Below are 21,922 nucleotides of genomic sequence, written 5' to 3' on the forward strand. Positions count from 1 at the left end.
CGGCGCGCTACATAAGTGCGGTGGGAAGGGGGGACTAAACGTTGCGGATTACCACATCAAATCGTCAGGAATTTTGAAATCGGCGTACGGATCGTCTTCGTCCTGCACGTCTTCGCTCAGCGCGCTGTTTAAGACAATGTAACTCTCATCGCGCTGGGCAATTTTATCCGCAACGACGGCGGGGATGATCGCGTATTCGCTGTCGCCGTTGCTGTTGGTCACCAGACGCGCGATGGCGAGACGGCCATTGATCAGTTGTGTCTGCGTTGCCTTATCCACAACGACCTTTTTGATAAGGTTATTGTCGGTGAAGTTGAAATCGATATTGCCTTTGGCAATCACAATCCGGTTCATCTCAATAAGCTGCTTCACCTGCGCTTTATACTCTTTTGATAATGCCGCCTGCTTTTGTTGCTCGCTCAGTTGCTTATCGCGCTCGATCTGGGCTTTTTTATTCTCTTCTACCGCCTCTCTTGCCTCACGAGCCTGAACGCGTGATTTTTTGGCCGTTCTCTGGACTTTGGCCATCTTCTTGCTGGTCACTAAGCCTGCTTTCAGCATCTGCTCTTGTAAGGTGAGTTTTGTCATCGTCGTTTCTAACCTGGTAAAGAATTTGCGTGATTATAACGGTAATTGTCGCGGATGTAACAGGTGTGGCCGCGCCCGTGACGTTACGCGCCCTAAACCAGACGCTGAGATAAAAAAGCCCAGCGGAATCAATTGTTACATTTATGTATCATGCTACTGACTTGAAAACTCGCTACTCTCTCTTCTTGTGAGTATTACGCGACACGCAGGTTTTTAACCTACTGATTTTAAAATGGAATGCGTGAAGGGCCGCGTGCAAACAACGGCACATATTCCCGTTCTGTGAATGCGAGACCATCGCTGGATTGCCACGTAAGAAGAGGTTGCATGTCTTTACGATCGCTACAGGCACTGTGTTTAGTGAATTTTTTCATGGCGGATGTCAGGGACGGTCTTGGCCCTTTTTTAGGGATCTTCCTCACTGAACATCACTGGCAAACCGACAGTATTGGCTGGATGATGACGCTTGGTGGTCTGGCAGGGCTGCTTGCCACGATGCCCTCCGGGCTGGTTGCTGATGCGTCACGGCATAAGCGGGCAATTCTTATTACCTGCGGTCTGCTTATCACCGCCGCTACGCTGCTGCTCTGGGTATTCCCGACACTCTATATCGTCGGCTTTTCTCAGCTCGTCACGGGCGTGTCTGCGGCTTTTATTGCCCCTTTGCTAACTGGCATCACGCTTGGGTTAACCGGCTCATCCGGCTTTAACCATCAAATGGGCAGAAACGAGGCGTTTAACCACGGCGGAAATATGAGCGCCGCAATACTGGCGGGTGTGCTGGTGTTCTACTTTGGCACAGATGCCGTGTTCATTTTGATGACCGGTATGGCGATTTGCGCCACGATGGCGGTGTTTGCTATTCGCCATGAGGATATTGATAACCGCGTCGCTCGTGGATTAAGCGGCAGCGCGGATCCTGCGGCGCTTCCCAAATTGTCCGTTATTATCACGCACCCTGCGGTCATCACCCTCGGGGTCACGCTGCTGCTTTTTCATCTGGCTAACGCCGCGCTGTTGCCGATGCTCAGTATGCGCGTGGCATCGGCGCCGGGCGGGGAGATAAGCGCGGGCGTGTATGCGGCGGCGACGGTTGTCATTTCACAACTGGTGATGATCCCCGTTGCCTTATTCGCGGCGGCCAGAGCGGAAAAATATGGCTACCCGCTACTGATTGCGGCGGCATTAATAGTGCTGCCGCTGCGTGCGGCGCTGGCCTGCACCTCAGCCGACCCGCTCTTTATGATACCGGTGCAGATTATGGATGGCGTGGCGGCAGGCCTTCTGGGTGTGGCGGTTCCGGGCTACATCGTCAAGTTGCTGGAAGGCAGCGGCCATACCAACGCCGGGCAGAGCTTTGTCATGCTGTTGCAGGGGGCTGGTGCGGCATTCAGTCCCGGCCTTGCGGGTACCATTGCGGCAAAATACTCCTACAGCGTGGCCTTTGCCATGCTGGGGGCAATTGCGTTACTGGCGCTGCTTATCTGGACTCTGCGCCGCTTTTTTTATGGAACCCGCGAAGAGCGACAATCTTATTGAGTCGGCGCGAAAGGGAAAATAATGAACAGGGGAGTGAGATGATTTTAACGACCATGCCAGGGCTTATTATTCGGCGTTTTCACCGTAAAGACGCGGCGGCGTTTTTTGCGTATATGGCATCGCCGCGTGTGCCCTGTTTTTATGATGAGAGAATGCGTTCCCTGGCAGAAGCCGAAGAAGAGGTGGTCAAACGCGCCAGCGATGAGAGCCAGTTCGCGGTGTGCCTTAAAGAAAGTGACGCGCTTGTGGGACATCTTTTTGCCGATAACAGCGGCGAGCCCGATCCGCATACCTGGAGTGTAGGCTGGCACTTCAACCCGCAGTATGAAGGGCAGGGATTTGCCACCGCGTCGGTGAGCGCGCTGTTTACTTATCTGTTTACGCAAAAAGAGGCCCGACGCCTGTATGCCTATGTGGAAGACTATAATCTGCCGTCGCAAAAACTCTGTGCCCGTCTGCATATGCGACAGGAAGGCTGCTTTAAGGAGTTTGTCTCGTTCACAGATGAACAGGGCGAAGAACGGTACGACTCTACGTTTGTCTATGCGCTGCTTAAAAAAGAGTGGCAAGCAAGGGGCTGAGGTCGCGATGTCGCCTGGCAGTGCGCTGGCTCAACGGTCAGGTTTCCTTGGCGATAAATAAGACAATCCGGTAACCATGTTAACGTATTACCGGATTGTCTGGTCATTAACTATAAATAACAGATGTTATACGGGCATTCAGGCCATTTTAAATACACTGACCAGATCTTTAAGCACTCTGGCCTGTTCATTAAGCATTTCTGATGCTGCCACAGACTCTTCAACCAGGGCCGCATTTTGCTGGGTCGTGGTATCAATCTGACCGATGGCAATATTAATTTGATGCACCCCTTCGCTTTGTTCCAGGCTCGCCTGTTCGATCTCTTTAAGTATATTTGAGACGCTATCGACGTTTTGCACCAGACCATCCATTTTGCCGCTCACCTGGCGCACCATATCCAGGCCGCGGGAACTTTGCTGCATGGAATTTTCAATCAGAGAACGAATATCTTTTGATGAATTTGCGGTTTTTTGCGCGAGAACGCGAACTTCCTGGGCAACGACCGCAAATCCTTTTCCGTGTTCACCTGCGCGGGCGGCTTCGACCGCTGCGTTAAGTGCCAGAATATTGGTCTGGAAAGCAATAGAGTCGATCAGACTAATAATGTCAGACATTTTGTCCGCTGAATTAGTGATATTGTGGATCTCATGGGTGAGAGATGACATTAACTTTTCATTATCTTTGGCCGTGATGCTGGCATTTTCTGAAAGGAGGGAAGCATTCGCCGTATTACTGCCGGTATTTTTCACCGTTACGGAAATTTGCTCCATCGACGCGGCGGTTTGTTCTACAGAGCTGGCTTGTTCCTCCGTTCGCGCTGACAAATCCCGCGTGCCAGCCATGATTTGAGAGGCACCCGTCGCGATATTTTCCGCACCACTGCGAATTTCCGTCACGATTTTTCGTAATTCTTGCTGCATATGGGCAATAGCCCCTGTCAGAATTCCCGTTTCATCTTTAGAGGTGATGACAATATCGGTACCCAGATCGCCCTCTGCAATACGGGTTGCTGCGCTTACAGCATGATTGATAGGGCGGACAATAGCACGTGAAATCAGAATAGCCATGATGATACCAAGGGCCAAACAGATCAGTGAAACAACGATCATGGTCGCCTTGCTCACTGCATAGTCACCGAGAAAACCCGTATAGGATGTCTGCATTTCATTACGTTGCAAATCGATAAATTCCATTATTTTCCCCTGATACTGACTTTCATAAGCGCGGGTGTGAGTGGTGTACTCACTGACGGCGGCCTCAGGATCGGTTTTAAGATTTTTTATCACTAAAGCGCGTGACTGAATGTAAGCTGAGCGAAATTCAGATATCTTATTTAATAATAATTGTGAGGGTTCATCGTCTGCTTTTTCCTTTAGCTGTTCATATAACGCCGTTACGTCTTTACTTTTAGCATTCAATGCCTGCAAAAGCTGATCTTTTCTCTCTGGTTCTTTTTCTATAATTGCGTTAAGTAATAACGTTGTTGCGTTATTGACCTCTCTTATGACATTATTGCCAAGAGCAGTCGTTGGATAGTCTTCCGTTACGATCTTGGATATTTTATCTTTGGCTTCATTAAGCCTGAATAGAGAGTTTGCTGAAATAAAAACCATCAAAAGCAATATCACACTAAATGCCAGTAATATTTTATTTTTGATACTTAAACCTTGTGTTTGACTGTTGGTCTTAACTTTTTTCATTATTCTTTCCTTGTTAAATTTGAAGTTATGCCTCTCTGCTCCTGCAGAGGGCATTTAATACACATCGGCATAAAGCCGATTATGCTTAGCTATTGATCGTTAAAAACTAAAAAAATTAAATTATTGATAGTTTATGTCTATTGGAGTTAATTCGATTGATCGATGGAATGTTGCATAAATTTAATGCAACAAATTTATTGAACGATTTGTGCTATTATTCGCAATCTGTATTGAAAAGGAAGAAGTTGGCTTTTAACCGCCGAATTGCTAAGGGAATTTAAAAAGAGACGATCATGATTAGATGATGGCATGGTTCCAGCAGATAAAGAGATGACGCAATGGACATAAGCGATTCTTCACTAATCGCAGTCGATCTGATAGCGCATTGGCCTGCGTTTCGTGCTTTTCCCTCTCTTTTCTGAAATTACCTTATAAAACGCTTCTGTCAGGCGAAGCGGCTACCGCCGCCATTATCTGTCACGCCTGATCATTATTATCAGTCAGACATGGTGGAAAATAAGCATCAGTGACATCCAGATTATCGCTGGCAACGTGTGTATTACTTTGCTCACAAAATAATAAGAACTCATCTAAAGGCATCGGCTTTGCATAAAGGTAGCCTTGTTGCAGATCGCACCCCATTTTAAAAACGGTGTCAGCCATGGTTTGTGTTTCAATACCCTCGACGACGATGTTCATACCAACATCGTTTGCAATCTCGATGATTTTTTCTAAAATCACTCTATTTTTTAAGCTATGATCAATACCTTTTAATAAATGCTTATCGATTTTTACTTCACTGAATGGCATTTCATTTAAGATATTTAATGAAGAGTAACCAGAGCCTAAGTCGTCAAGTGACCATAACACACCTTTGCGGGCGATATCATTCATGACATTTAATATGTACTTCTTATCATAAATAAAAGCACTTTCTGTGATTTCAAATTTAATACTTTTGAAGCTAAGCTTGTTTTTATTGAGAATGCTGCCTAATGTGTCGGGGAATTCAGCATCCATCAACTGTATGGGGCTTATGTTTACAGAAACAGTGATGTCTTTTATCTTATCTTTTATCGCGTGGATATCATTGCTCACGCGCTCTAAAATCCAATAGCCGATTGGTAAAATTAATCCGGATGCCTCAGCAATCGGGATGAAATAATCTGGTGGTATAAACCCTCTGACGGGATGTTTCCAGCGCAGTAAGGCTTCTGCTGAAACCACTTTTCCCTGGCGATTGATTTGTGGCTGATAGTAGACAGAAAGTTGGTTTGTTTTTATCGCTTTCGATAACGCATAGGTGAGATACTTCTCGTTAGTGTAATCACCCCGGAAGATGATTAATATCCCAAAAATAAGCGCAACAGAAGTAAAATAGTTTATGAAAACACCTGTGGTCATGATGTGTTCGGGAGGATGAAGTAACTCGCTGGTGAAGGAGATATCTGACACCGCGTAGATCAAATAGAATGCAAAGGCAATAAAGGGCATCACTGTTTTTACATAGAACCGCTCATGCCTGAGAAATAAAGCCCCGCCAACCGCGTATACCAACAGGTAAGAGTGGGATGAGCGGGGTATGGCGTCAAGCGGATAATCTGTCAAAGGGATCAAAATGCATACAATCAATATCATGTGAGAAAATATAAGCGTGTTTTTCTGTGTGATCCCACTGAATGCCATCTTAATGGCATAAAACCCAACAAGAATAACAGATAAACATAATGCGGAGATATACGGTTTGCCAGCAAATAGATATGCCGTGCTCCATGCCGCACCGCCTGTCAAACAGATAATACCGGTCAGAAAAAGTAAGAAATATTGCCGTCTTGTATGATTACAGCGGGGTAGTTTTTGAATGTAAGATTCAAAAAAAGAAACAGATGAACTCACTAATGTATGCATGCGATCTCCTGAAATACTTTATAATTGAGAAATACTCATTTTCAGTGCAGATCCTGACAAATACGGATTAAGGGTTTTCTCGTCTCGTTTTTCATATCTGATTCCTTTTTTAAAAAGAGGCAGCGATTGAGTCTACTATACATGATATTTTTTATGCTAATGAAACTGGCAGGTGTGCTGACCGCTAAATTGTGATACTCGTGGTTAAGTACCTCATTGAATTCAGGGCAGAGAATGAAAAGACGTTATGTCATCGCAGATGTTTTTACGGATACCCCGTTTGTTGGCAACCCCGTCGCCGTCGTCTTAGATGCACAGGGGATGAGCAACAGCCTGATTTTATCACGTATTATCTATTAACTTTCATCTATAACCCACTGTTTACACGGTGGGTTTTTCTTTATATCTCACAGTATCTATTTACTCTATGCACCATTTTTTGACGGCACAGGTGACGGTATTACCTAAAAGGTATACTCTCATCACGTAAAAATACGGATGCTTTTTGGGTGAATCATGCTGACCGATACAAAACTAAAAAACCTCAAGCCGCAGGACAAAATTTACAAGGTCACAGACAGGGACGGTCTTTATGTAGCCGTTCTCACATCTGGCACTGTCTCGTTCCGCTACGACTACCGCATTAACGGGCGCAGGGAGACGCTGACGATTGGAAAGTACGGTCCTGACGGTATTACCCTGGCGGAGGCCCGCGAGGCTCTCATTGCTGCCAAGAAAACGCTCAATGCAGGCCGGTCGCCTGCCGCTGCCAAACGCGACGGTATCAATAAAATACGGGGTACGGAAAGCTTCAGGATTCATACCGACAGGTATATGGCCTATGCGTCGCTGGCAGACAGCACTCGCGCCATGAAACAGTCTGTAATCGAAAGAGACGTATTACCGGTTCTCGGTAATAAGCTCATGACAGAAATTAATGCCGGGATGGTACGTGATTTATGCGACCGCTTGGTCGATCGTGGAGGCCGGGCAACGGCGGTACAGGTCAGAGAGATAATCAACAGCGTGTACCGTCATGCTAATGACCGTGGTTATGGCTTTGTTAACCCTGCCGCCGACATTAAACCTTCCTCCATTGCCGTCTTTAAACCGCGCGAACGCATGTTTAAGCCGGAAGAGATCGGCATATTCTTCCGCACTATGGATACCGTAGGCTCTACTGACATCATAAAAATGGCGGTCAGACTGGTTATGTTGACGCTGGTCAGGAAAGCTGAATTCACTAATGCCACGTGGGGCGAGATAGATTTCAGGAAATGGACGTGGACTATCCCGGCCGGGAGGATGAAAGCAGGGCGGGAGCACGTTGTTTACCTTTCACGTCAGGCGCAGGATCTGATTATCGGTCTGCAAATGTGCTCAGGTGGCAGTGAGTTTATCGTGCCAGGACGCTACACGCTGGTTAAACCCGTCTCTGGTAGCGCACTGAACCGGCTCATTAAAGCCACCATATCGGCGGCCAATGCCGCAGGCTACAAACTGGGTGACTTCTCTGTGCACGATATCCGGCGCACCGGGAGCACGCTGTTGCACGAAGCTGGGTTCCCGTCTGACTGGATAGAGAAAGCACTGGCGCATGAGCAGGGCGGTGTCCGCGCGGTGTACAACCGGGCGGAATATGCAGATGGTCGCACCTACATGCTGCAGCAATGGGCTGATATGGTTGATGCCTGGATAGCGGGGGAGCACACCGATCTGGTGCCGTTCTCCCCGCTCAAGTTTGAGAAGTGGATGGAAGGGAAATAAGCCGCCAGTGGCGGCTATTCAATGCGGACGCCGTGGATTTTACCGGCTGCGATGGCGTCGTAAATACATTTGACCGAGCGAATAATTTCACTATTTTTGATAGTCGTAAATTCATGCATTGCTCTGATTGCTTCATCGCGCTTCTTGTCGGCTTCTGAGCGGATGGGGCGGAATTTGAGGCGTCTATTGCTATATGCACCAACATCATCACTACGATAATCGTGAAGCACCACTACATCGCCGCGCATGTATTCAACCCTGAATTCAGTCCATACACGGGAATCATCGCCATCGAAATGAACATCAACATCGGTTCCTGGTTTGATGGGGTAACTGCCATCCCACTCAACCTTCTGCGATGCTGCGAGTGCTGCTTCGTATTGCTCGCGGGTGACCTCTGCATCCATCCAATCATCAGCCAGTCGTAAAATATATAAATTTTCACCCCATCCAGCTTGATAAACGCACCCACTGCTGTTCTGCACCAGTGCATGCACATCTTCTGGCCACCCTCCCATTTTAGGCAATTTCTGTACCAAAATTTCTTTAAGTTTCATACAAACCTCACATAAAAGTATCTGCTGGTTCGCCATATTTGGCGGACGCGTTGTTGACTTCCCGGCGCATACTCATGAACTGGCCGACCGGGTCCCAACTATTCAGGATGGAATCAAGCGACTGCTTGCTGTGACATGTCACAAGGCGTTGCTTTAACGCCAGCGCACAGGCGCGGACATTTGCACGTGTCGGCCCGGCCAGTTTCATGCACAGGCACATGGTAAGCATCAGGTCGGCGTACTCATCGGCGGCCGCGTTGAGCACCGCCGGATCAATCTGCTGTTGCAGTTCATGCAACGGGCGTTTCTGGCTCATTGCGCAGTCTCCCCTGGTTGTCAGTTGGTGCCAGCGGCGCATTGCACAGCACCGCAGTAAGCATTTCGGTAAGCGAATAATCCGGTATTAACGCTTTGCTGATCCCTATGCCGCCAGCACGCATTACGCTTTCCTCCTCATAGCGATCTGCGTCAGTGCGATTCATGCTGCCACCGTTTTAACGACATCAACAGCGCACGCCAGGAGAAGCTGCAATGCTGGTGAGTGGCATTCGTTTCCCCATGCATCAAACCCGTGTGAAGTCTGGCGAGCAAAAAGCTCAATCCGTGGGACATCACCAAGCAGCTTCACCAGTTTTTCTCGTACGCAATCGGGCTTTTGAGAATGCGCCAGGCGCGGCGCGGTGAAAGACTGAATGATCCAGGCATCAATGCGTTCAGGTAATTTTCCTCGCACAGCAAAAAGGCAGTCTTCGCTGTTGGCGCGGGTCATGTGGCCCATACCCATTACCAGTTTGTCAGTCTGCCGGCTTCCACACTTATTCCAGGTAAACCCCTTCATGGTCATCAGCCGAAAGCCCCAGGCTTCGACAACTTTCAGCGCTTCGACTGGCTGAGTCGGCACCCACCACATGGCAAGCAGGCAGTTTTCAGCAGCCAGTTCCCATACTGGTATGCGGCAGATATCCTGCACGCTCATCACCGGATACTTAAACCCGGCGCCGCGGTCACCGTCGGCCGCTTTGTCGCGATATTGCCATGGAGGATCGGCATAAATCAGAGTGTATTTCCCGGTCATGCTGCACCGCCTTCAACACGTTTGAACGTGATTACCCAAACCCATGGGTTAGCCTGCCAGCTTTCTTCGCCGTAAATGGACTGCCACAATTCAGCAAAGCGGCGTTTGGCACCTTTAGGAATAGGTTTCGACTCGTCATATTTATAGAGGTGGCCGACACCTTCTGACATGGCATCTTCCTCGCTGATAGCGTTCAGTCGCTCAACCCGCACGCCAGTAATCTCCAGCGTGATGCGGCTGGCCCAACGCGGCATGTGGATAGAAGGTGTCCAGCGAATTTCGTCAACTGGCGGTACGTTTTCATAATGCGATGGAACATGCTCAGGGTAATTCGCGCGATAGAGCTTGAGTTCCGGCGCGCTGGCTCCTGCCTCTGCCCACGTCTCGCGCACCCAAATACGATCGCCGACTGCGCCGAACGGGCACGGATACCAGTAGTCGCCGCCGTTATCGTGTTCTCGCCACGGCCAAAGCGTGCCATCATCCTTTTCACCAATATCCATACAGTCGGATTTTACGATCCGCCGCGTCTGCGTCTTACGACCGTCGAGAATGGCGCGCACCATTTCTGAGTTGAAAATCATTCCACGTTCTTTCATGCCGCACGCCCCTGTGAGCTATTCAGCCGTTCAGCGATAAGCTGAGCTTTAATCGGATTTTTGATAACCAGGCCTGCCGGAGTTACCCACCCACGGCGACGCACGGAATAAACCAGCGTCACTCTTCCGACGGTGATGTTGTCGTGCGGGCTAGTCATAAACAACCCCGCGATTGCAGATGCCGCTGTATTCACCTCGGCGAAGCCCCATCCCCAGGGTGATGCACTGATCACTACGTATCGCAATGCGTGCGCGCTCTGTATCGCCCTGCGCAGCATCCAGGCATTTCAGCCAGTAGGTAGACGCGACACGGAATTTCCCGGCCATCTCATATTCCAGCGCTTTCTTTTCGAGTTGCATGGCTAACGGCGTCACCGCAACCGTGTTTTCCAGGCGGCGACTGCAAATAAATTTCTGGTTAAACGCATTGCTTTTCATCGGATCCAACCCTCTCTGACAATGACCGCCAGCAGCACAAGCCAGGCGGAAAGAGCAGTCAGGCACCAGTACCAGCCTGACCATTTTTCAAAGTGACGGATTACGGTTTTCATGCCGCGTTACTCGCCGGGCGGTAGATTCTTTTTTCCACCGGCGGCTTTTTTCCACGAAACTCCACGGCGCCCATAGCCTGACGTTCATCAAGCCATTTGCGGACTTCGTCAGCGTTCCAGGCGCAGCGCTTATCAGTGATGAACCAGCGTTTAGGGAAATTACCTTCCTTTTCCAGCTTCTCGATGGTGCTCATCGACAGCGGAACCACTGCCAGCAGTTCTTTTTTACCAAGTGCCTTTTCCATAGTTACCTCTCAGAAAAAGCGGCGCGCCCTGCGCCGCGGTAGTGATTACATTGGGATGTCGAGCATCTCGTTTTTTCGCACTTCGTAAACGTCAGATGCCATTTCCAGCCATTGATCAGTCAGCGCATCTTTAGCGCCAGGGCGTTTTTTGCCGTCCGGCCACACGCCACCGTTGAAAATAAGTTCCAGTTTTTCGACGCTTTCAGCCTGACTTGCGGCCTCGGTAAATGACTTGAGAATGTCGTCCTGGCTGCGCTCATCTTTGCGCGACTGGTGCTCCTGAACGTCTGATTCAGGCTTTTTGTTGATCAGCGTATTGATGCTGGCCGCCGACGTAGCCGGCGTAATGTCGCGCTCAACACGTGGGCGCGTTTCTTCCAGTTCATCTGGGGTGTAGACGCCAAGCAGTACATCCGGCGCATGGAGGCGCGCCCAGCGCTTGACGCACAGATATGCCAGTTGCTGGCGTGGATCCTGCTCCCAAAGTGGAGAGTTACGAACCCCGGCCTGTGCCATGCTGATCGTCAATTCACGCGGAGCGGACTCGCCTTTGATGGTTGCTGACACAGTAACTGTCAGTGACGGCGATTTATCTGTCTTTCCGTTTACTTTCGACCAGTCGCCATCCCAGCGATAATCAAGGCGCGTAGACAGCAGGTTGGATGATGAGACCACTGCGTTAACAAGTTGGGCCTCATAGCCCAGCGTTCCGTTGACTACGTGTGTTTTCTGCGCCACTGCAAACGGGTTCATGCCCCATTGCGCGGCCTGCATGGTCACAGCCAGGCAGTCAGCAGGCTTACCTGCAAGGTGCTGCGGAACGGTAGCTTTGCTCTGTGCCATCAGTTCAGCGAAGCGAACGAGCTGATTCATACCTTCCGGGCTGAAAATTGCCGCCGCCGTGCCGACAGTGGCATTAGCATTTGTGGTAAGGCTTAATTCGTTCATAAAAATGCATCCTGTTTACGGGCCCATTCAGGGCGTTTAATGGTTTCAACTCCGCCCCATTCGTTATTTATGCGGCATTCGTGGTAAGTATTCAGATCGCGGCGGAACAGCGCATGCCCGGTGTCGATATCCTGCGCATCAAGTTCAAACACGCGTACCGGGTAGCGACCGCAATCAATGGTTTCGCTCACTGCAATGAAAAAGAACCCAGGTGATTCGCCTGTAACCTGCTTAAAACCTTCGCGATACATCGCGTCCTGCACGTGATAGCGAAACTCTTCGACGTGCCTGGAGAATCGCTCCATATCAGCGACTTTCTTCACATCAACGATCACCGGGAGCTGTCTCAGGTAGCGGTCAGGGCGAATACGGCATAACTCGCCTGTCTCCGGATCTGTCCAGTACATAGACGCCTCGCTATACCCTTCCGCTTCCAGCATCCAGCGCGCCGCCGGGTGGGCCATAGCGCTGTCGCGCATGATGTTCAGCTTGCGGCCCTGCTCATTGGTCATTACCGTCATGCCCATGCCAGCTACATCGCGCAGGAATGCGGCCTCATCCTCTTTCCCGGCGGTGGTGCGGCGGTTGAATTCCGGAGCCACGATAAAGCGCTTATCGAATTCCGCAGGCTCCAGGAGGATGCAGTGCAACGCGGTCCCCATATCGAGCGCTTTGGTCTTCTCTTCGTCGACAGGGGCAGCTTTTGACCACTGGAGAAGTGCAGGACTAAGCGCCACCATGTCGAGCTGAGATTTACTCACGCCGTCACCGGCGTGGTAAGCTTCGTTGCTGATGTCGTAATAGATGCCAGGTTTCATATTTTTCCCCTGCGGTACTCATTTACTGAATTGCTGGTAGAACCATCTGAAAGACATACCAATTGGCGCTTAACTACAATCCAACCCCTACGCTCTAACTCCAGAACAAACTTTTGAACCTTGTGCTTTTTCATTCCCAATACTTCACCTATATCCCGGTAACTCATCCCACCACGCAGCAGAAGGTTGAAGAGTGAAGGTTTCATGCGACCGCCCGTTGCAGCCAGATCTGGTCTGCGGTATCCCAGTTGCACACAATGCGCGTCATCTCACTGACAAACGCACCAACCACTTCCTCGAACTCAACACTTTCCATTGCCGCCGTCAGTACTTCCTGACGCACGCCGCAGCGAAGCAATGAGTCCATAGCGCGTTCAACGTCTGACAGGTTCACTGCGTTGATCATCTCTGTGTGGCGCTGATGCATCATTTCCGACTCGGCAAAGTTACGGCCAAACTCGGTCATGATTTTTTTCAGCGCTGATTGCTGTTGCAGGTTCATAAGCACCTCAGTAACGAATAATGGCGTCTTGAATTTTTCCGCTGGCAATAGCAACCATCGCAGCCTTTGCGAACTCTTCCTGTACGCCTTGCTCTACCAGCTGAGAGATGACGCGGCGTTTGATGGTGCGGCGGTGTTCAACATCCGCAGCGCGGGCAGCTTCTTCGGCGGAAACAAGTAACTGTTTTATTTGCAGAATTGCTTGCTGTTTTGCGTTTTCAGCAGCGCCAGTCAGCAAGCCAAATCGTTCGTCAATCGGCCATGCCTCAGTTTCAGCCAGGGTTTCTTTAATGCATTGAATTGTGCCCCCCTGGCGAACCCCTAAGCGCCCTGACTGTGCGATGATTACTTGCTGTTGAATGCCACTGATTTCACTCAGCGCATCCTGATGCTGCTGACGTTCTCTCTGCGCTTTCTCTTCCGCATCACGGGTAGCTTTTTCAGCAGCTTCACGACGTATTGTTTCTTCTCGCTCGCGCTGCTCCTGCTCCGCTTTTAACCGGGCTTCTTCGCGTTGGCGGTCAAACTCGCGATCCATCAGCAGGGCTATTTCATGGTCTGCCTCGACCTGTTTAGTCAGCGCTTCGGCAGCAATCCTGGCCTCTTCTTCCTGCTTGATGCGTTCCTGCTCCTTTTCCCATTCAACGCGAGGCTTCAAGATCTCGTCACGGATGGTGTCGCATTCGGTAACAAAGCGGCGCAGTTCGGCTTCAACTTCTTTTGGAAGCTCTTTAAGGTGTTTCAGATAAGCGCGCCCCGGCTCTTCAATCGCTTTCTTGCTTGAACCAACTGAGCGAGCCAGAGAACCGATGCGATCGCGACCCTTTTGCGTGGTAACGTCAGGAACTTCTTTTGCCAGTTCTCTGATTTTTTCGAGATAGACATCCAAACCGTTAGGCACATACAGCGTTGGCGCCTGCTCTGGTTTAATTTCGATAACCGTTAATTCGCTCATTTCCTCTTCCCCGTTATATTCCCGAGACCAGCACGCACCATCTGTTCGTAATTCAGCGTTACCGTTTCCCGGCAGTTGCTGACGGCTGTTAACCGCCATAGGTAGCCGCAGGACAGCCTGCGCACTGTGTATTCGCGGCCATTAAACTGGACGTTCACTTTCCGATGTCCAGGCGGCTTCTACTTCTCTGGCTTCTTTGGTAATCAGCGCCCAGCGAATGCCGTCTCTGATGTTCCTGAACTTCCAGCTCATGAGTCCGCAAATGGTTACGCAGTACCAACCGTCGATTTTTTTCCACTGCATATAATCACCTCATATTTACCAAAATGGTAACAATGCTGCGCGCAACTGTACTACCGAAGTGGGTATTTGTTCAGATGCGGCTCAATGATTACCAATAAGGTAAACTTTACACCGATTATGTATGCAGTCAATAGGTAATACGAGAAAAAAGTTACCAAATGGTAATCTTTTGTGGTGCGGGAAAATGGACTCCATGCCGGAGCCTTTCAGAATCTGCGGGTCAGCGTGGTGCGTTTTGTGCGAATACGAACTCAATAAACGACGTAATCTTTGCCTTCTCTTCCTGCGGAAGCGCTGCGTAAACAGTATGATCGTAATTAATCAGCCCTGGCGCGTTTTCCGGCAAAACCATCTCGTAGGCATGGCGCCCGAACGCCGATGCAACCGCAGAAATTACACCGATGGTGGCGCTGGCCTCGCATTTAAGCAGCCGGTTAATCGTGGACTGGCTGACGCCTGACGCGCTGGCCACCCGGCCCTCAGTTCCCAGGTCTTCACGGCGATCCATCCAGTTGCGAAGACGGCGGGAAAGGAGCTGCTCAATTGTTCCTTCATCATCAGGATTAGCAGGCGAATCATTAACGATTTCTGCTGAATGGTCCAGGTCCAGCCAGTACTGCGCTTTACGCCCGAGCTTTTCAATCTCGCGGGCGACATTGGCGCCTATGTTCTTCGCGCCAGAGCACCAACGGTTAACCAGATTTGACTGCACCTGCATTCTTTCTGCAAGACGTACCTGCCGGTTATCAAATTCTGTGCGGAGGATCTCCTTCAAATTTTCTCTCCGGATGTCATAAATACTTTTCATTTCTCTTTTTTCACACCTCAATAGTTAACATATCTTTATAAATTTAAAGGCATATTACCAAAAAGGTAAACGCACCAAAAAGGTAATAATTCTTGATTTTCACACCAGAAAGGTAATAATTGGCATGTGAATAGACAGTCTGAGATAAGCAAACCATGAGTGACGAAAAAAAATTTGATTTCAAAAAGTGCTGGCTCGCACTGTCGCCGGAAGAACGGGAACAATTTGCGTTTGAAGCTGGCACGACAGCGCACTACATCCAGACGCATCTGACCGGGCGCCGCAAAGTGCCTGGTAAAGAGCTGATGGATAACATTTTTAAAGCCTGTAAAGCCCGCAACTGGATCAAAAATCCCGATCCCCTGGTGCTGTTCTTCTACTCCCGCTGATACCCTCCTGCTTCCAGAGAAAGACCGCCCTGTGCGGTCTTTTTTTTGACCTTAATACCGCAATGGTAATATTTATCCGTATATGGTTGCGATTTTCGTGCGATGGTGCAAAATTATCAATATCAATAACCAAGAAAGGGGGCAATTGTGAAAATAGTTACCCGTATGGAGGCGGCGAAATCCGGCCTCAACCGGTTTTATACCGGAAAGCCATGCCGTAACGGGCATATTGCAGAGCGCTACGTGATTAACGGAACCTGCGTTGAGTGTGCAAATAACAGCGCCAAACGACACAGCAACGAATTCGTGATGGCGCTCAGGGCTGCTCAGGGGGATGTATGACCTCTGCTGCCTATTACAACGAAATCGACCCATTTGCAGCGCAGTGGCTGCGGAACCTGATCGCCGGTGGCCATATCGCGCCGGGTGAAGTTGACGAACGGAGCATTGAAGATGTTACACCAAACGATTTGCGAGGATTTACCCAGTGCCACTTCTTCGCCGGCATTGGAGTCTGGAGTTACGCATTACGAAAAGCAGGATGGTCAGATGATCGACCAGTCTGGACGGGAAGCTGCCCGTGCCAGCCTTTCTCCCAGGCTGGCAAAGGCGCTGGGTTTGATGACGAGCGGCACTTATGGCCTGCATTCCAGTGGCTCATCAGCGAGTGCAGACCTAAGCATGTCTTTGGCGAACAGGTTGCAGCAGGTAACGCAAATGCATGGTTCGACACTGTTCAATCAGACCTGGAAGGAATGGACTACGCCTTCGGGCTTGTGCCGTTTACGTCAGCGAGCATCGGCGCGCCGCACATCAGAGAGCGGGCTTACTGGGTGGCCCACGCCAATGGCGAACACCAATCCACAGCCAGAAACGAAGAGGGGTCTACAGCACGTCGCTGGAGCGGTTCGATTAACCGGATGGCAGACGCCTGTAGCGAACGATTCGACGGGTTCTACTCATTGCTACAGCGGGAAGAACCAGGACGGATCACCGAAGATATGCCTCAAACTGCCGGGCTCGGTATTACTGACCGGTTGGGTAACACCAACATCGCGAGACTGGAAAGACACATCAGGGATGACGGCGCAGCGAGAAGGGAAAGACAGAGTGGATCAACTTCCACGACAGGCCTACCTTGTCGGCCCCTTGAGGTTAACGGTTTTTGGCGAGATGCGGACTGGCTCTTTTGTAGAGATGAGCAATGGCGTCCAGTTGAACCCGGCACATTCCCGCTGGTTGCAAGGTTTGCCAAAAGCCTGGGACACGGTAAGTCCTCTTTACGAGCACTGGCAGGCCGCAACAGGACAGGAAGACTTAAAGGTTACGGTAACGCCATAAACGCACAGGCTGCGGCTGAATTCATCCGGGCTTATATGGGGGTGACCTATGGCCGGTGACTGGATCAAGATGCGTGCAGACCTGCACACACATCCTAAAGTTGTCCGCATGGCGTCCGCATTAAAAGCGGACAGATTGCGGATAGTTGGCGGACTACATTCCGCATGGTGTCTTTTTGATGTCCACTCTGTCGACGGGTTACTTGACGGATACAGTGCAGACACTCTCGATGACCTGATCGGCTTCCCCGGATTTTCACAGGCGATGATTGCTGTCGGCTGGCTCGAGGAAAATGGCGAAAGCCTAGTAATGCCGCGCTTTGAAGCCCATAACGGGCAGTCTGCAAAGCGTCGCGCACAGGATGCGGACAGGAAAAGAAGCAAGAGAAACGTCCACAAAATGTCCGCATCAGAAGCGGACAAAAATGGGACCAGAGAAGAGAAGAGAAGAGAAGATATAAAAGATCAAACCCCACACATAGGCGGAGACCAGAAACAGCCTGTGGATAACTTTTCTGGTGATAATGATCCGGACCCGGAAGCGAATAACAACGTGCTCAATGATTACGTTCCTCCTGGTGGATCTGGCGCCATTGGAAAATTCACTATCCATGACAACTGGAATCCTGATCCTGATTTCATGCGCAGGGCGGCACTGTGGGGTATAAGCCTGAAAATGGACGTCACTCCGTTTGAACTGGCAGATTTCATCACGTACTGGAAAGCTGAGGGTAAAGCGTTTCATCACGACCAGTGGCAGCAGAAGCTGGCCAGAAGCGTGCAAATGTCCAGGGCAAGGCCTCCTGCGCAGCAGAGACGGGATGTAAACGCTATTTCAGAGCCGGACAGCGACATACCGGAAGGTTTCAGGGGCTAAAACAGCGACAGCGCGCAGGCGCAATTTTTTACGTCCTGAGTGTTACCTTTCAGGTAACTATTTTTGCTTAACAGGCTTGATTAAAACCGTATGTGGTTATAGATTACCTTTAAGGTAAGGAGATAAAAATGGATATGTACCTTGGAATTGACCCCGGATGCAGCGGCGCAGTTGTACTGATTGGTGCGGGTGGTGAGTACGTCGACCACATGGCAATGCCGACTATCAAGGTTGGCACCAAATCCAGAGTTAACGGTGCGGCACTGGCCGCATGGATACGGCAGCACAGCGTATCGCATGCCTGGCTGGAACAGGTAGGCGCAATGCCGGGGCAGGGAACAGCCAGCATGTTCACGTTCGGTCATGCGGCAGGGGTAGCGGAGGGAATTCTCCAGGGGCTGAACATTCCATACACGCTGGTGACGCCGCAGGCATGGAAGAAGTCAGCGGGGCTTATCGGCAGCGACAAGGACGCGGCCCGCAGCCGGGCAATTCAGCTTTACCCGGAACTGCGGGCTCTGGATGCGAAAGCAAAAGGCCAGGCCATCGCCGACGCGCTGTTAATCGCAAGACACGGGTGTGGTGTGAAATAACGATCCTTTTTGTAATCAATAAATTCAATAACTTATGAAGGTAAGCGGGGGTAAGTATGAAACAGGTAACGATGGAAAGCGTAAAGCAGCGCATCAACGAATTGACTTCTACAGGCATTGTGTCGCTGCGTGGTGAATTCGAGCTTGCATGTCTATGTCAACTGGTAGCAGTGACTGAGCAGCGCGACGCGTTGGTGGCGGAAGCGGCAGCGCTTAAGTCTGGTGATTTGTTTTTCTCGTATGGCTCTGAGCACGGTTTCGAATGGCATAAAACAGCCAAAGAAGCCGCAGAAAACGCAGAAGCAGCAATTGATGACTATCGCGGTGATGCCTGTGATGGGTGGCCAGAAGAAGTCAGCAGTATCTGCTGGGGAGTAATCATGCAGTCATCAACGATGGTTGGTGAACGACCACGCAACGAAGACGACTGTGTTGATTCGGCAATAGACACCATCTGCGATTACGCATTGCTTCCTGCAATCGAAACCTCCGCCACATCCTCCGCAATCGCAGCGCTGAGAGCGGAAGGGGTGGAGATGTTTGCCAAGAAATGCTCGGAAAAATCAAAGCAAGCAATATCTTCTGACACCCGTGACAACTGGTGGCTATGCGGAGAGCATGCGGATGATTTCGCCCGCCAGCTTCGCGAGAGCAAAGGGGAGGCGTCAAATGTCTAAATCATCAGATGTGCATGACCTGTTAAGCGCCTATCAAAAACAAGCCCGGAAGGTTCCCGCTAAGGGTGTTTATGCCTCAAGGCATCGGCAGGTTGAAGTGCAGGCGGCGCATACACGCAAGATAATGCGCAAGCGTCGCCGTTCAGTCGGCAAGTCAAATAAGCTGGGTTACCGCATGACGGCGGAAATGCGCGTAGCAATGATTTGCGATATGAATTTTTGGGCGCTGGTGTGCCGCAGTAACCGAAAAAATACATCGGTGGTTAACGGCGGCGCAGTCGAGAGCAAAGGAGCGCAGTCATGAGCGACTTTTCAACAGAGCGCGTTGTGAAAGCGAACAAGACTCATCGTTGTTGTGAATGTCACGGGGCTATTTCTCCAGGCGAAAAATATGAGCGCACCTTCTTGGTTTATGAAGGTAATTCAGGAGCATACAAAACATGCCTGCACTGCGTGGAGTCACGTAACTGGCTCATGAATGATGCTGACTGGCCTGACGATATCGACGGAGACGGGCATCAATGGTTTTACACCATGCTGCGCGAACACTTGATGGACCAGGCTCGCGATGGCGACCGCAAGTTTGCATTCCGTGCATACCGCCACATCGCGCTTATGGATAAGCGTCGCAAAGCCTGGGCTGATGCTTACAACGCAGAAACGGTGAAAATTCGCGACAGACTAATGGGAGCGACAGCATGACCAACGAACAGATTCAGGCACTCAGAGCGGCTATTGATGATGCAACGCAAGGAAGTTGGGTTAACGAATCGGGCGAAGGATGGGAGGCGATTTGCTGCGATGACGACCAGGGAAATGCGGGCTTCATTATCGCTGAGTTTCAGGGCAGGGATGCGGCAGACAACCGAAAATTTGTGCAGTGCGCTAACCCTAATACCATCCTCTCACTGCTGACAGAGCGTGACGCTGATAAGGCGCTGATTGCGGAGCTTGCTGGCGCTCTTGAAGATTGTGTATATCGCATCGATTGCACGATTACAAAAGGCGAAGCGACGTTACTTGATATCGAAACAGCTAGAAAAGCTCATGCGTTATTAGCTGGCATCACTTTAGTCGTGGTGGAGTGAGTATGTCTTTGAATGAAATAGTTGATTCAGCATATAAAACCATTGCAAGACAGCGCTTTTCGAGAAAACAAAAGTGCCATTGGTGTAATGGAGGCGGAAAGGTACCAAATTACAACCTGCAACACGGTGCTACTGCATGCACATATAAACCTTGCGAGCACTGCGCGGGTAAAGGTGAGGTAATAAAACCATGACAGCACAATTACCGAGCAAAGTCAGACTGGCTCAGATAGCTAGCTTTTCAAAAAGCATGGCGCTTCCACCGTCTCATGACGAAATCGAAGCAATGGCCCGCGCACTCCTGGCGGCGCATGAGCAAGAGCCGGTACCCAACTACATAGGCAGCAAAAATGCGCTTGAGGCCATCGTTGCTTTCATAAAAAGCAGTAGCAATCCAACACTCAGCGACTACAACATCGTGTCTGAACGATTGTTTGCTGATAACTGCCAGAGTCTCTCTTCCCATGTGATTGAGTACATAACGCGCATAGGTGGAGCGCTGGAAGACCTCCGGCAGGACGCGGCCCACCCCGCGCCAGTCTCTGCGGGGCAAGATAACTGGAAAGGGCAACTTACTGGCACGCAATGCACGCCAGAAAGCGTAAGTAAATTGAGCACTGGTACGTCAGTTGGTGTGGCGATAGTCCCTGCGGTGCCGGAAAATCCACCTTTTGCGGTTATGCAGAGAGCACTTGATGCGTTTTATGCTGAGGACGACGAAGTGCCAGAGAATCAGATGCTGGCAGCATATCGTGTATTTCGCGCCGCCATGCTCAACGGGGGAAAATCATGAAAGACGAAACGTTGTTGCCGGATGATTTCGACTTTGACAGATTCAACGATGTCGTGTGGCTGGAAGTCATAGCAAGTAATCCGCGCATGCATTCAATCACCGCATCGACCATCGCTATGGTGGCACTGGAGCTTAACAGACGTCTTGGCGCCGCCCTCCAGTCCGGTAATTCAGCGCAACCTGAACCTGTAAACAAGACTTACAAGTTGCCGCCTAATTCATTCTCTGATGATGAACTGATGGGCATGGCTCACGGTGATAACCCGGCTGCCAATGCGTATCGGGAGTTGCTGGAGTTTAGGCGCAATGCTGCGAATGGTAATCCTTGGCAACCTGTAACGGTGCCTGATGGGTACGTGCTGGTCCCGGTTGATCCGACGCCGGAAATGATGCTGCATAAGTCTGGCTGTCAGCACCATGCATGGAATGACCCGGATTGCCCTATGCGTGAAACTCGCCGCCTGGTGTGGTCGCACATGCTCGCCGCAGCGCCGACAGCGCCTGATGGCTGGATTCCGGTAAGCGAGCGGATGCCGGATAAGCTAATCCCCGTCATGGTTATGTACGAAGACGGGGAAATGTGGTCAGCAATATGGAGCGGTCAATTTTGGGATGATGGGTGCGCGATTCCAGACCCGCATTCAATTACGCATTGGCGTGATATGCCAGATGCGCCGAAGGGGGTGTGAGGTGATAGCCATCCTGTTCTTCCTCGATGAT

General features: G+C 50.4%; 32 protein-coding genes and 1 pseudogene. 15 read left to right on the forward strand and 18 right to left on the reverse strand.

Annotated elements, in window-relative coordinates:
• Positions 1-48 precede the first annotated feature (48 nt).
• On the reverse strand, positions 49-588 hold the full coding sequence (locus tag MRY16398_RS12555) for a DUF2058 domain-containing protein (RefSeq protein ID WP_071195286.1): 540 nt from the start codon (positions 586-588) through the stop codon (positions 49-51).
• 327 nt (positions 589-915) lie between these two features.
• Here MRY16398_RS12555 and MRY16398_RS12560 point away from each other — a divergent pair, with 327 nt between their 5' ends.
• Together MRY16398_RS12560 and MRY16398_RS12565 are read left to right on the forward strand one after the other, a co-directional pair.
• The gene (locus MRY16398_RS12560) at positions 916-2,127 is read left to right on the forward strand and encodes an MFS transporter (RefSeq protein WP_125124469.1); all 1,212 of its coding nucleotides are present in this window, start codon (positions 916-918) and stop codon (positions 2,125-2,127) included.
• A gap of 38 nt (positions 2,128-2,165) precedes the next feature.
• Complete coding sequence (locus tag MRY16398_RS12565) at positions 2,166-2,708, forward strand: GNAT family N-acetyltransferase (protein ID WP_125124470.1); 543 nt, start codon at positions 2,166-2,168, stop codon at positions 2,706-2,708.
• A gap of 138 nt (positions 2,709-2,846) precedes the next feature.
• Here MRY16398_RS12565 and MRY16398_RS12570 read toward each other — a convergent pair whose 3' ends face one another.
• The gene (locus tag MRY16398_RS12570) at positions 2,847-4,409 is read right to left on the reverse strand and encodes a methyl-accepting chemotaxis protein (protein WP_041851472.1); all 1,563 of its coding nucleotides are present in this window, start codon (positions 4,407-4,409) and stop codon (positions 2,847-2,849) included.
• 477 nt (positions 4,410-4,886) lie between these two features.
• On the reverse strand, positions 4,887-6,317 hold the full coding sequence (locus MRY16398_RS12575; RefSeq protein WP_125124471.1) for an EAL domain-containing protein: 1,431 nt from the start codon (positions 6,315-6,317) through the stop codon (positions 4,887-4,889).
• A 234-nt stretch (positions 6,318-6,551) separates the two neighbouring features.
• On the opposite strand from MRY16398_RS12575, the pseudogene MRY16398_RS12580 reads away from it, so the two are divergent.
• Both MRY16398_RS12580 and MRY16398_RS12585 read left to right on the forward strand, forming a co-directional pair.
• A pseudogene (locus MRY16398_RS12580) lies at positions 6,552-6,644 on the forward strand (PhzF family phenazine biosynthesis protein); the annotation flags it as partial.
• Between the two features lie 189 nt (positions 6,645-6,833).
• Positions 6,834-8,084 (forward strand): tyrosine-type recombinase/integrase, encoded by a 1,251-nt coding sequence (locus tag MRY16398_RS12585; protein ID WP_125124472.1) that lies wholly within the window; start codon positions 6,834-6,836, stop codon positions 8,082-8,084.
• Between the two features lie 14 nt (positions 8,085-8,098).
• Here MRY16398_RS12585 and MRY16398_RS12590 read toward each other — a convergent pair whose 3' ends face one another.
• From MRY16398_RS12590 to MRY16398_RS12655, 15 genes are all read right to left on the reverse strand, one after another.
• Positions 8,099-8,641, reverse strand: a complete 543-nt coding sequence (locus MRY16398_RS12590; RefSeq protein ID WP_125124473.1) for a hypothetical protein — start codon at positions 8,639-8,641, stop codon at positions 8,099-8,101.
• A gap of 7 nt (positions 8,642-8,648) precedes the next feature.
• On the reverse strand, positions 8,649-8,957 hold the full coding sequence (locus MRY16398_RS12595) for a DUF7740 domain-containing protein (protein WP_125124474.1): 309 nt from the start codon (positions 8,955-8,957) through the stop codon (positions 8,649-8,651).
• On the reverse strand, positions 8,932-9,123 hold the full coding sequence (locus MRY16398_RS12600; RefSeq protein ID WP_125124475.1) for a hypothetical protein: 192 nt from the start codon (positions 9,121-9,123) through the stop codon (positions 8,932-8,934). Before MRY16398_RS12600 ends, MRY16398_RS12595 begins: the two co-directional genes overlap by 26 nt.
• Complete coding sequence (locus MRY16398_RS12605; protein ID WP_125124476.1) at positions 9,120-9,716, reverse strand: MT-A70 family methyltransferase; 597 nt, start codon at positions 9,714-9,716, stop codon at positions 9,120-9,122. The genes MRY16398_RS12600 and MRY16398_RS12605 overlap by 4 nt, the downstream gene beginning before the upstream one ends.
• A complete protein-coding gene (locus MRY16398_RS12610) occupies positions 9,713-10,315 on the reverse strand; it encodes an ASCH domain-containing protein (protein ID WP_125124477.1) in 603 nt (200 codons plus the stop codon). The genes MRY16398_RS12605 and MRY16398_RS12610 overlap by 4 nt, the downstream gene beginning before the upstream one ends.
• Positions 10,312-10,473, reverse strand: coding sequence for a DUF1317 family protein (locus MRY16398_RS12615; protein ID WP_125124478.1), 162 nt, complete (start codon positions 10,471-10,473; stop codon positions 10,312-10,314). Before MRY16398_RS12615 ends, MRY16398_RS12610 begins: the two co-directional genes overlap by 4 nt.
• Positions 10,466-10,753: a hypothetical protein gene (locus tag MRY16398_RS12620; RefSeq protein WP_125124479.1), complete on the reverse strand. Its 288-nt coding sequence runs from the start codon at positions 10,751-10,753 to the stop codon at positions 10,466-10,468. Before MRY16398_RS12620 ends, MRY16398_RS12615 begins: the two co-directional genes overlap by 8 nt.
• Before the next feature lie 109 nt (positions 10,754-10,862).
• Positions 10,863-11,111 (reverse strand): helix-turn-helix transcriptional regulator, encoded by a 249-nt coding sequence (locus MRY16398_RS12625; protein ID WP_125124480.1) that lies wholly within the window; start codon positions 11,109-11,111, stop codon positions 10,863-10,865.
• 45 nt (positions 11,112-11,156) lie between these two features.
• Complete coding sequence (locus MRY16398_RS12630; RefSeq protein ID WP_232034401.1) at positions 11,157-12,059, reverse strand: RecT family recombinase; 903 nt, start codon at positions 12,057-12,059, stop codon at positions 11,157-11,159.
• Entirely contained in the window at positions 12,056-12,877 is an 822-nt protein-coding gene (locus MRY16398_RS12635) for a PD-(D/E)XK nuclease-like domain-containing protein (RefSeq protein WP_125124481.1), read from the reverse strand. Before MRY16398_RS12635 ends, MRY16398_RS12630 begins: the two co-directional genes overlap by 4 nt.
• Positions 12,874-13,083, reverse strand: a complete 210-nt coding sequence (locus MRY16398_RS12640; RefSeq protein WP_125124482.1) for a helix-turn-helix domain-containing protein — start codon at positions 13,081-13,083, stop codon at positions 12,874-12,876. The genes MRY16398_RS12635 and MRY16398_RS12640 overlap by 4 nt, the downstream gene beginning before the upstream one ends.
• On the reverse strand, positions 13,080-13,379 hold the full coding sequence (locus MRY16398_RS12645; RefSeq protein WP_125124483.1) for a hypothetical protein: 300 nt from the start codon (positions 13,377-13,379) through the stop codon (positions 13,080-13,082). Before MRY16398_RS12645 ends, MRY16398_RS12640 begins: the two co-directional genes overlap by 4 nt.
• A 7-nt stretch (positions 13,380-13,386) precedes the next feature.
• Entirely contained in the window at positions 13,387-14,334 is a 948-nt protein-coding gene (locus MRY16398_RS12650) for a hypothetical protein (protein WP_125124484.1), read from the reverse strand.
• 141 nt (positions 14,335-14,475) lie between these two features.
• Positions 14,476-14,637, reverse strand: coding sequence for a hypothetical protein (locus MRY16398_RS30575; protein WP_165158136.1), 162 nt, complete (start codon positions 14,635-14,637; stop codon positions 14,476-14,478).
• 220 nt (positions 14,638-14,857) lie between these two features.
• Positions 14,858-15,445 carry an XRE family transcriptional regulator gene (locus MRY16398_RS12655; protein WP_125124485.1) on the reverse strand — a complete coding sequence of 196 codons (588 nt, stop codon included), beginning with the start codon at positions 15,443-15,445 and terminating at the stop codon, positions 14,858-14,860.
• Between the two features lie 155 nt (positions 15,446-15,600).
• Between MRY16398_RS12655 and MRY16398_RS12660 the strand changes: the two genes are divergently transcribed.
• The 11 genes from MRY16398_RS12660 to MRY16398_RS30915 all read left to right on the forward strand — a co-directional run bounded on the left by MRY16398_RS12660 (position 15,601) and on the right by MRY16398_RS30915 (position 21,891).
• On the forward strand, positions 15,601-15,834 hold the full coding sequence (locus MRY16398_RS12660) for a hypothetical protein (protein WP_125124486.1): 234 nt from the start codon (positions 15,601-15,603) through the stop codon (positions 15,832-15,834).
• A gap of 147 nt (positions 15,835-15,981) precedes the next feature.
• A complete protein-coding gene (locus tag MRY16398_RS12665) occupies positions 15,982-16,176 on the forward strand; it encodes a hypothetical protein (protein WP_125124487.1) in 195 nt (64 codons plus the stop codon).
• Positions 16,173-17,234 (forward strand): DNA cytosine methyltransferase, encoded by a 1,062-nt coding sequence (locus MRY16398_RS12670; RefSeq protein ID WP_125124488.1) that lies wholly within the window; start codon positions 16,173-16,175, stop codon positions 17,232-17,234. The genes MRY16398_RS12665 and MRY16398_RS12670 overlap by 4 nt, the downstream gene beginning before the upstream one ends.
• Complete coding sequence (locus tag MRY16398_RS31270; RefSeq protein ID WP_125124489.1) at positions 17,224-18,051, forward strand: DnaT-like ssDNA-binding domain-containing protein; 828 nt, start codon at positions 17,224-17,226, stop codon at positions 18,049-18,051. The genes MRY16398_RS12670 and MRY16398_RS31270 overlap by 11 nt, the downstream gene beginning before the upstream one ends.
• Positions 18,052-18,179: 128 nt before the next feature.
• Positions 18,180-18,644, forward strand: a complete 465-nt coding sequence (locus MRY16398_RS12680; protein ID WP_125124490.1) for a crossover junction endodeoxyribonuclease RuvC — start codon at positions 18,180-18,182, stop codon at positions 18,642-18,644.
• 56 nt (positions 18,645-18,700) lie between these two features.
• A complete protein-coding gene (locus MRY16398_RS12685) occupies positions 18,701-19,321 on the forward strand; it encodes a hypothetical protein (protein ID WP_125124027.1) in 621 nt (206 codons plus the stop codon).
• Complete coding sequence (locus MRY16398_RS12690) at positions 19,314-19,625, forward strand: hypothetical protein (protein ID WP_125124028.1); 312 nt, start codon at positions 19,314-19,316, stop codon at positions 19,623-19,625. Before MRY16398_RS12685 ends, MRY16398_RS12690 begins: the two co-directional genes overlap by 8 nt.
• Positions 19,622-20,023, forward strand: coding sequence for a hypothetical protein (locus MRY16398_RS12695; protein WP_125124029.1), 402 nt, complete (start codon positions 19,622-19,624; stop codon positions 20,021-20,023). Before MRY16398_RS12690 ends, MRY16398_RS12695 begins: the two co-directional genes overlap by 4 nt.
• A complete protein-coding gene (locus tag MRY16398_RS12700) occupies positions 20,020-20,409 on the forward strand; it encodes an ead/Ea22-like family protein (protein WP_125124491.1) in 390 nt (129 codons plus the stop codon). Before MRY16398_RS12695 ends, MRY16398_RS12700 begins: the two co-directional genes overlap by 4 nt.
• 190 nt (positions 20,410-20,599) lie before the next feature.
• Entirely contained in the window at positions 20,600-21,202 is a 603-nt protein-coding gene (locus MRY16398_RS12705) for a hypothetical protein (protein ID WP_125124492.1), read from the forward strand.
• Entirely contained in the window at positions 21,199-21,891 is a 693-nt protein-coding gene (locus MRY16398_RS30915; RefSeq protein ID WP_232034403.1) for a DUF551 domain-containing protein, read from the forward strand. The genes MRY16398_RS12705 and MRY16398_RS30915 overlap by 4 nt, the downstream gene beginning before the upstream one ends.
• Positions 21,892-21,922: the final 31 nt, after the last annotated feature.

The organism is Phytobacter sp. MRY16-398 (assembly GCF_003925915.1).
Lineage (GTDB): Bacteria > Pseudomonadota > Gammaproteobacteria > Enterobacterales > Enterobacteriaceae > Phytobacter > Phytobacter diazotrophicus.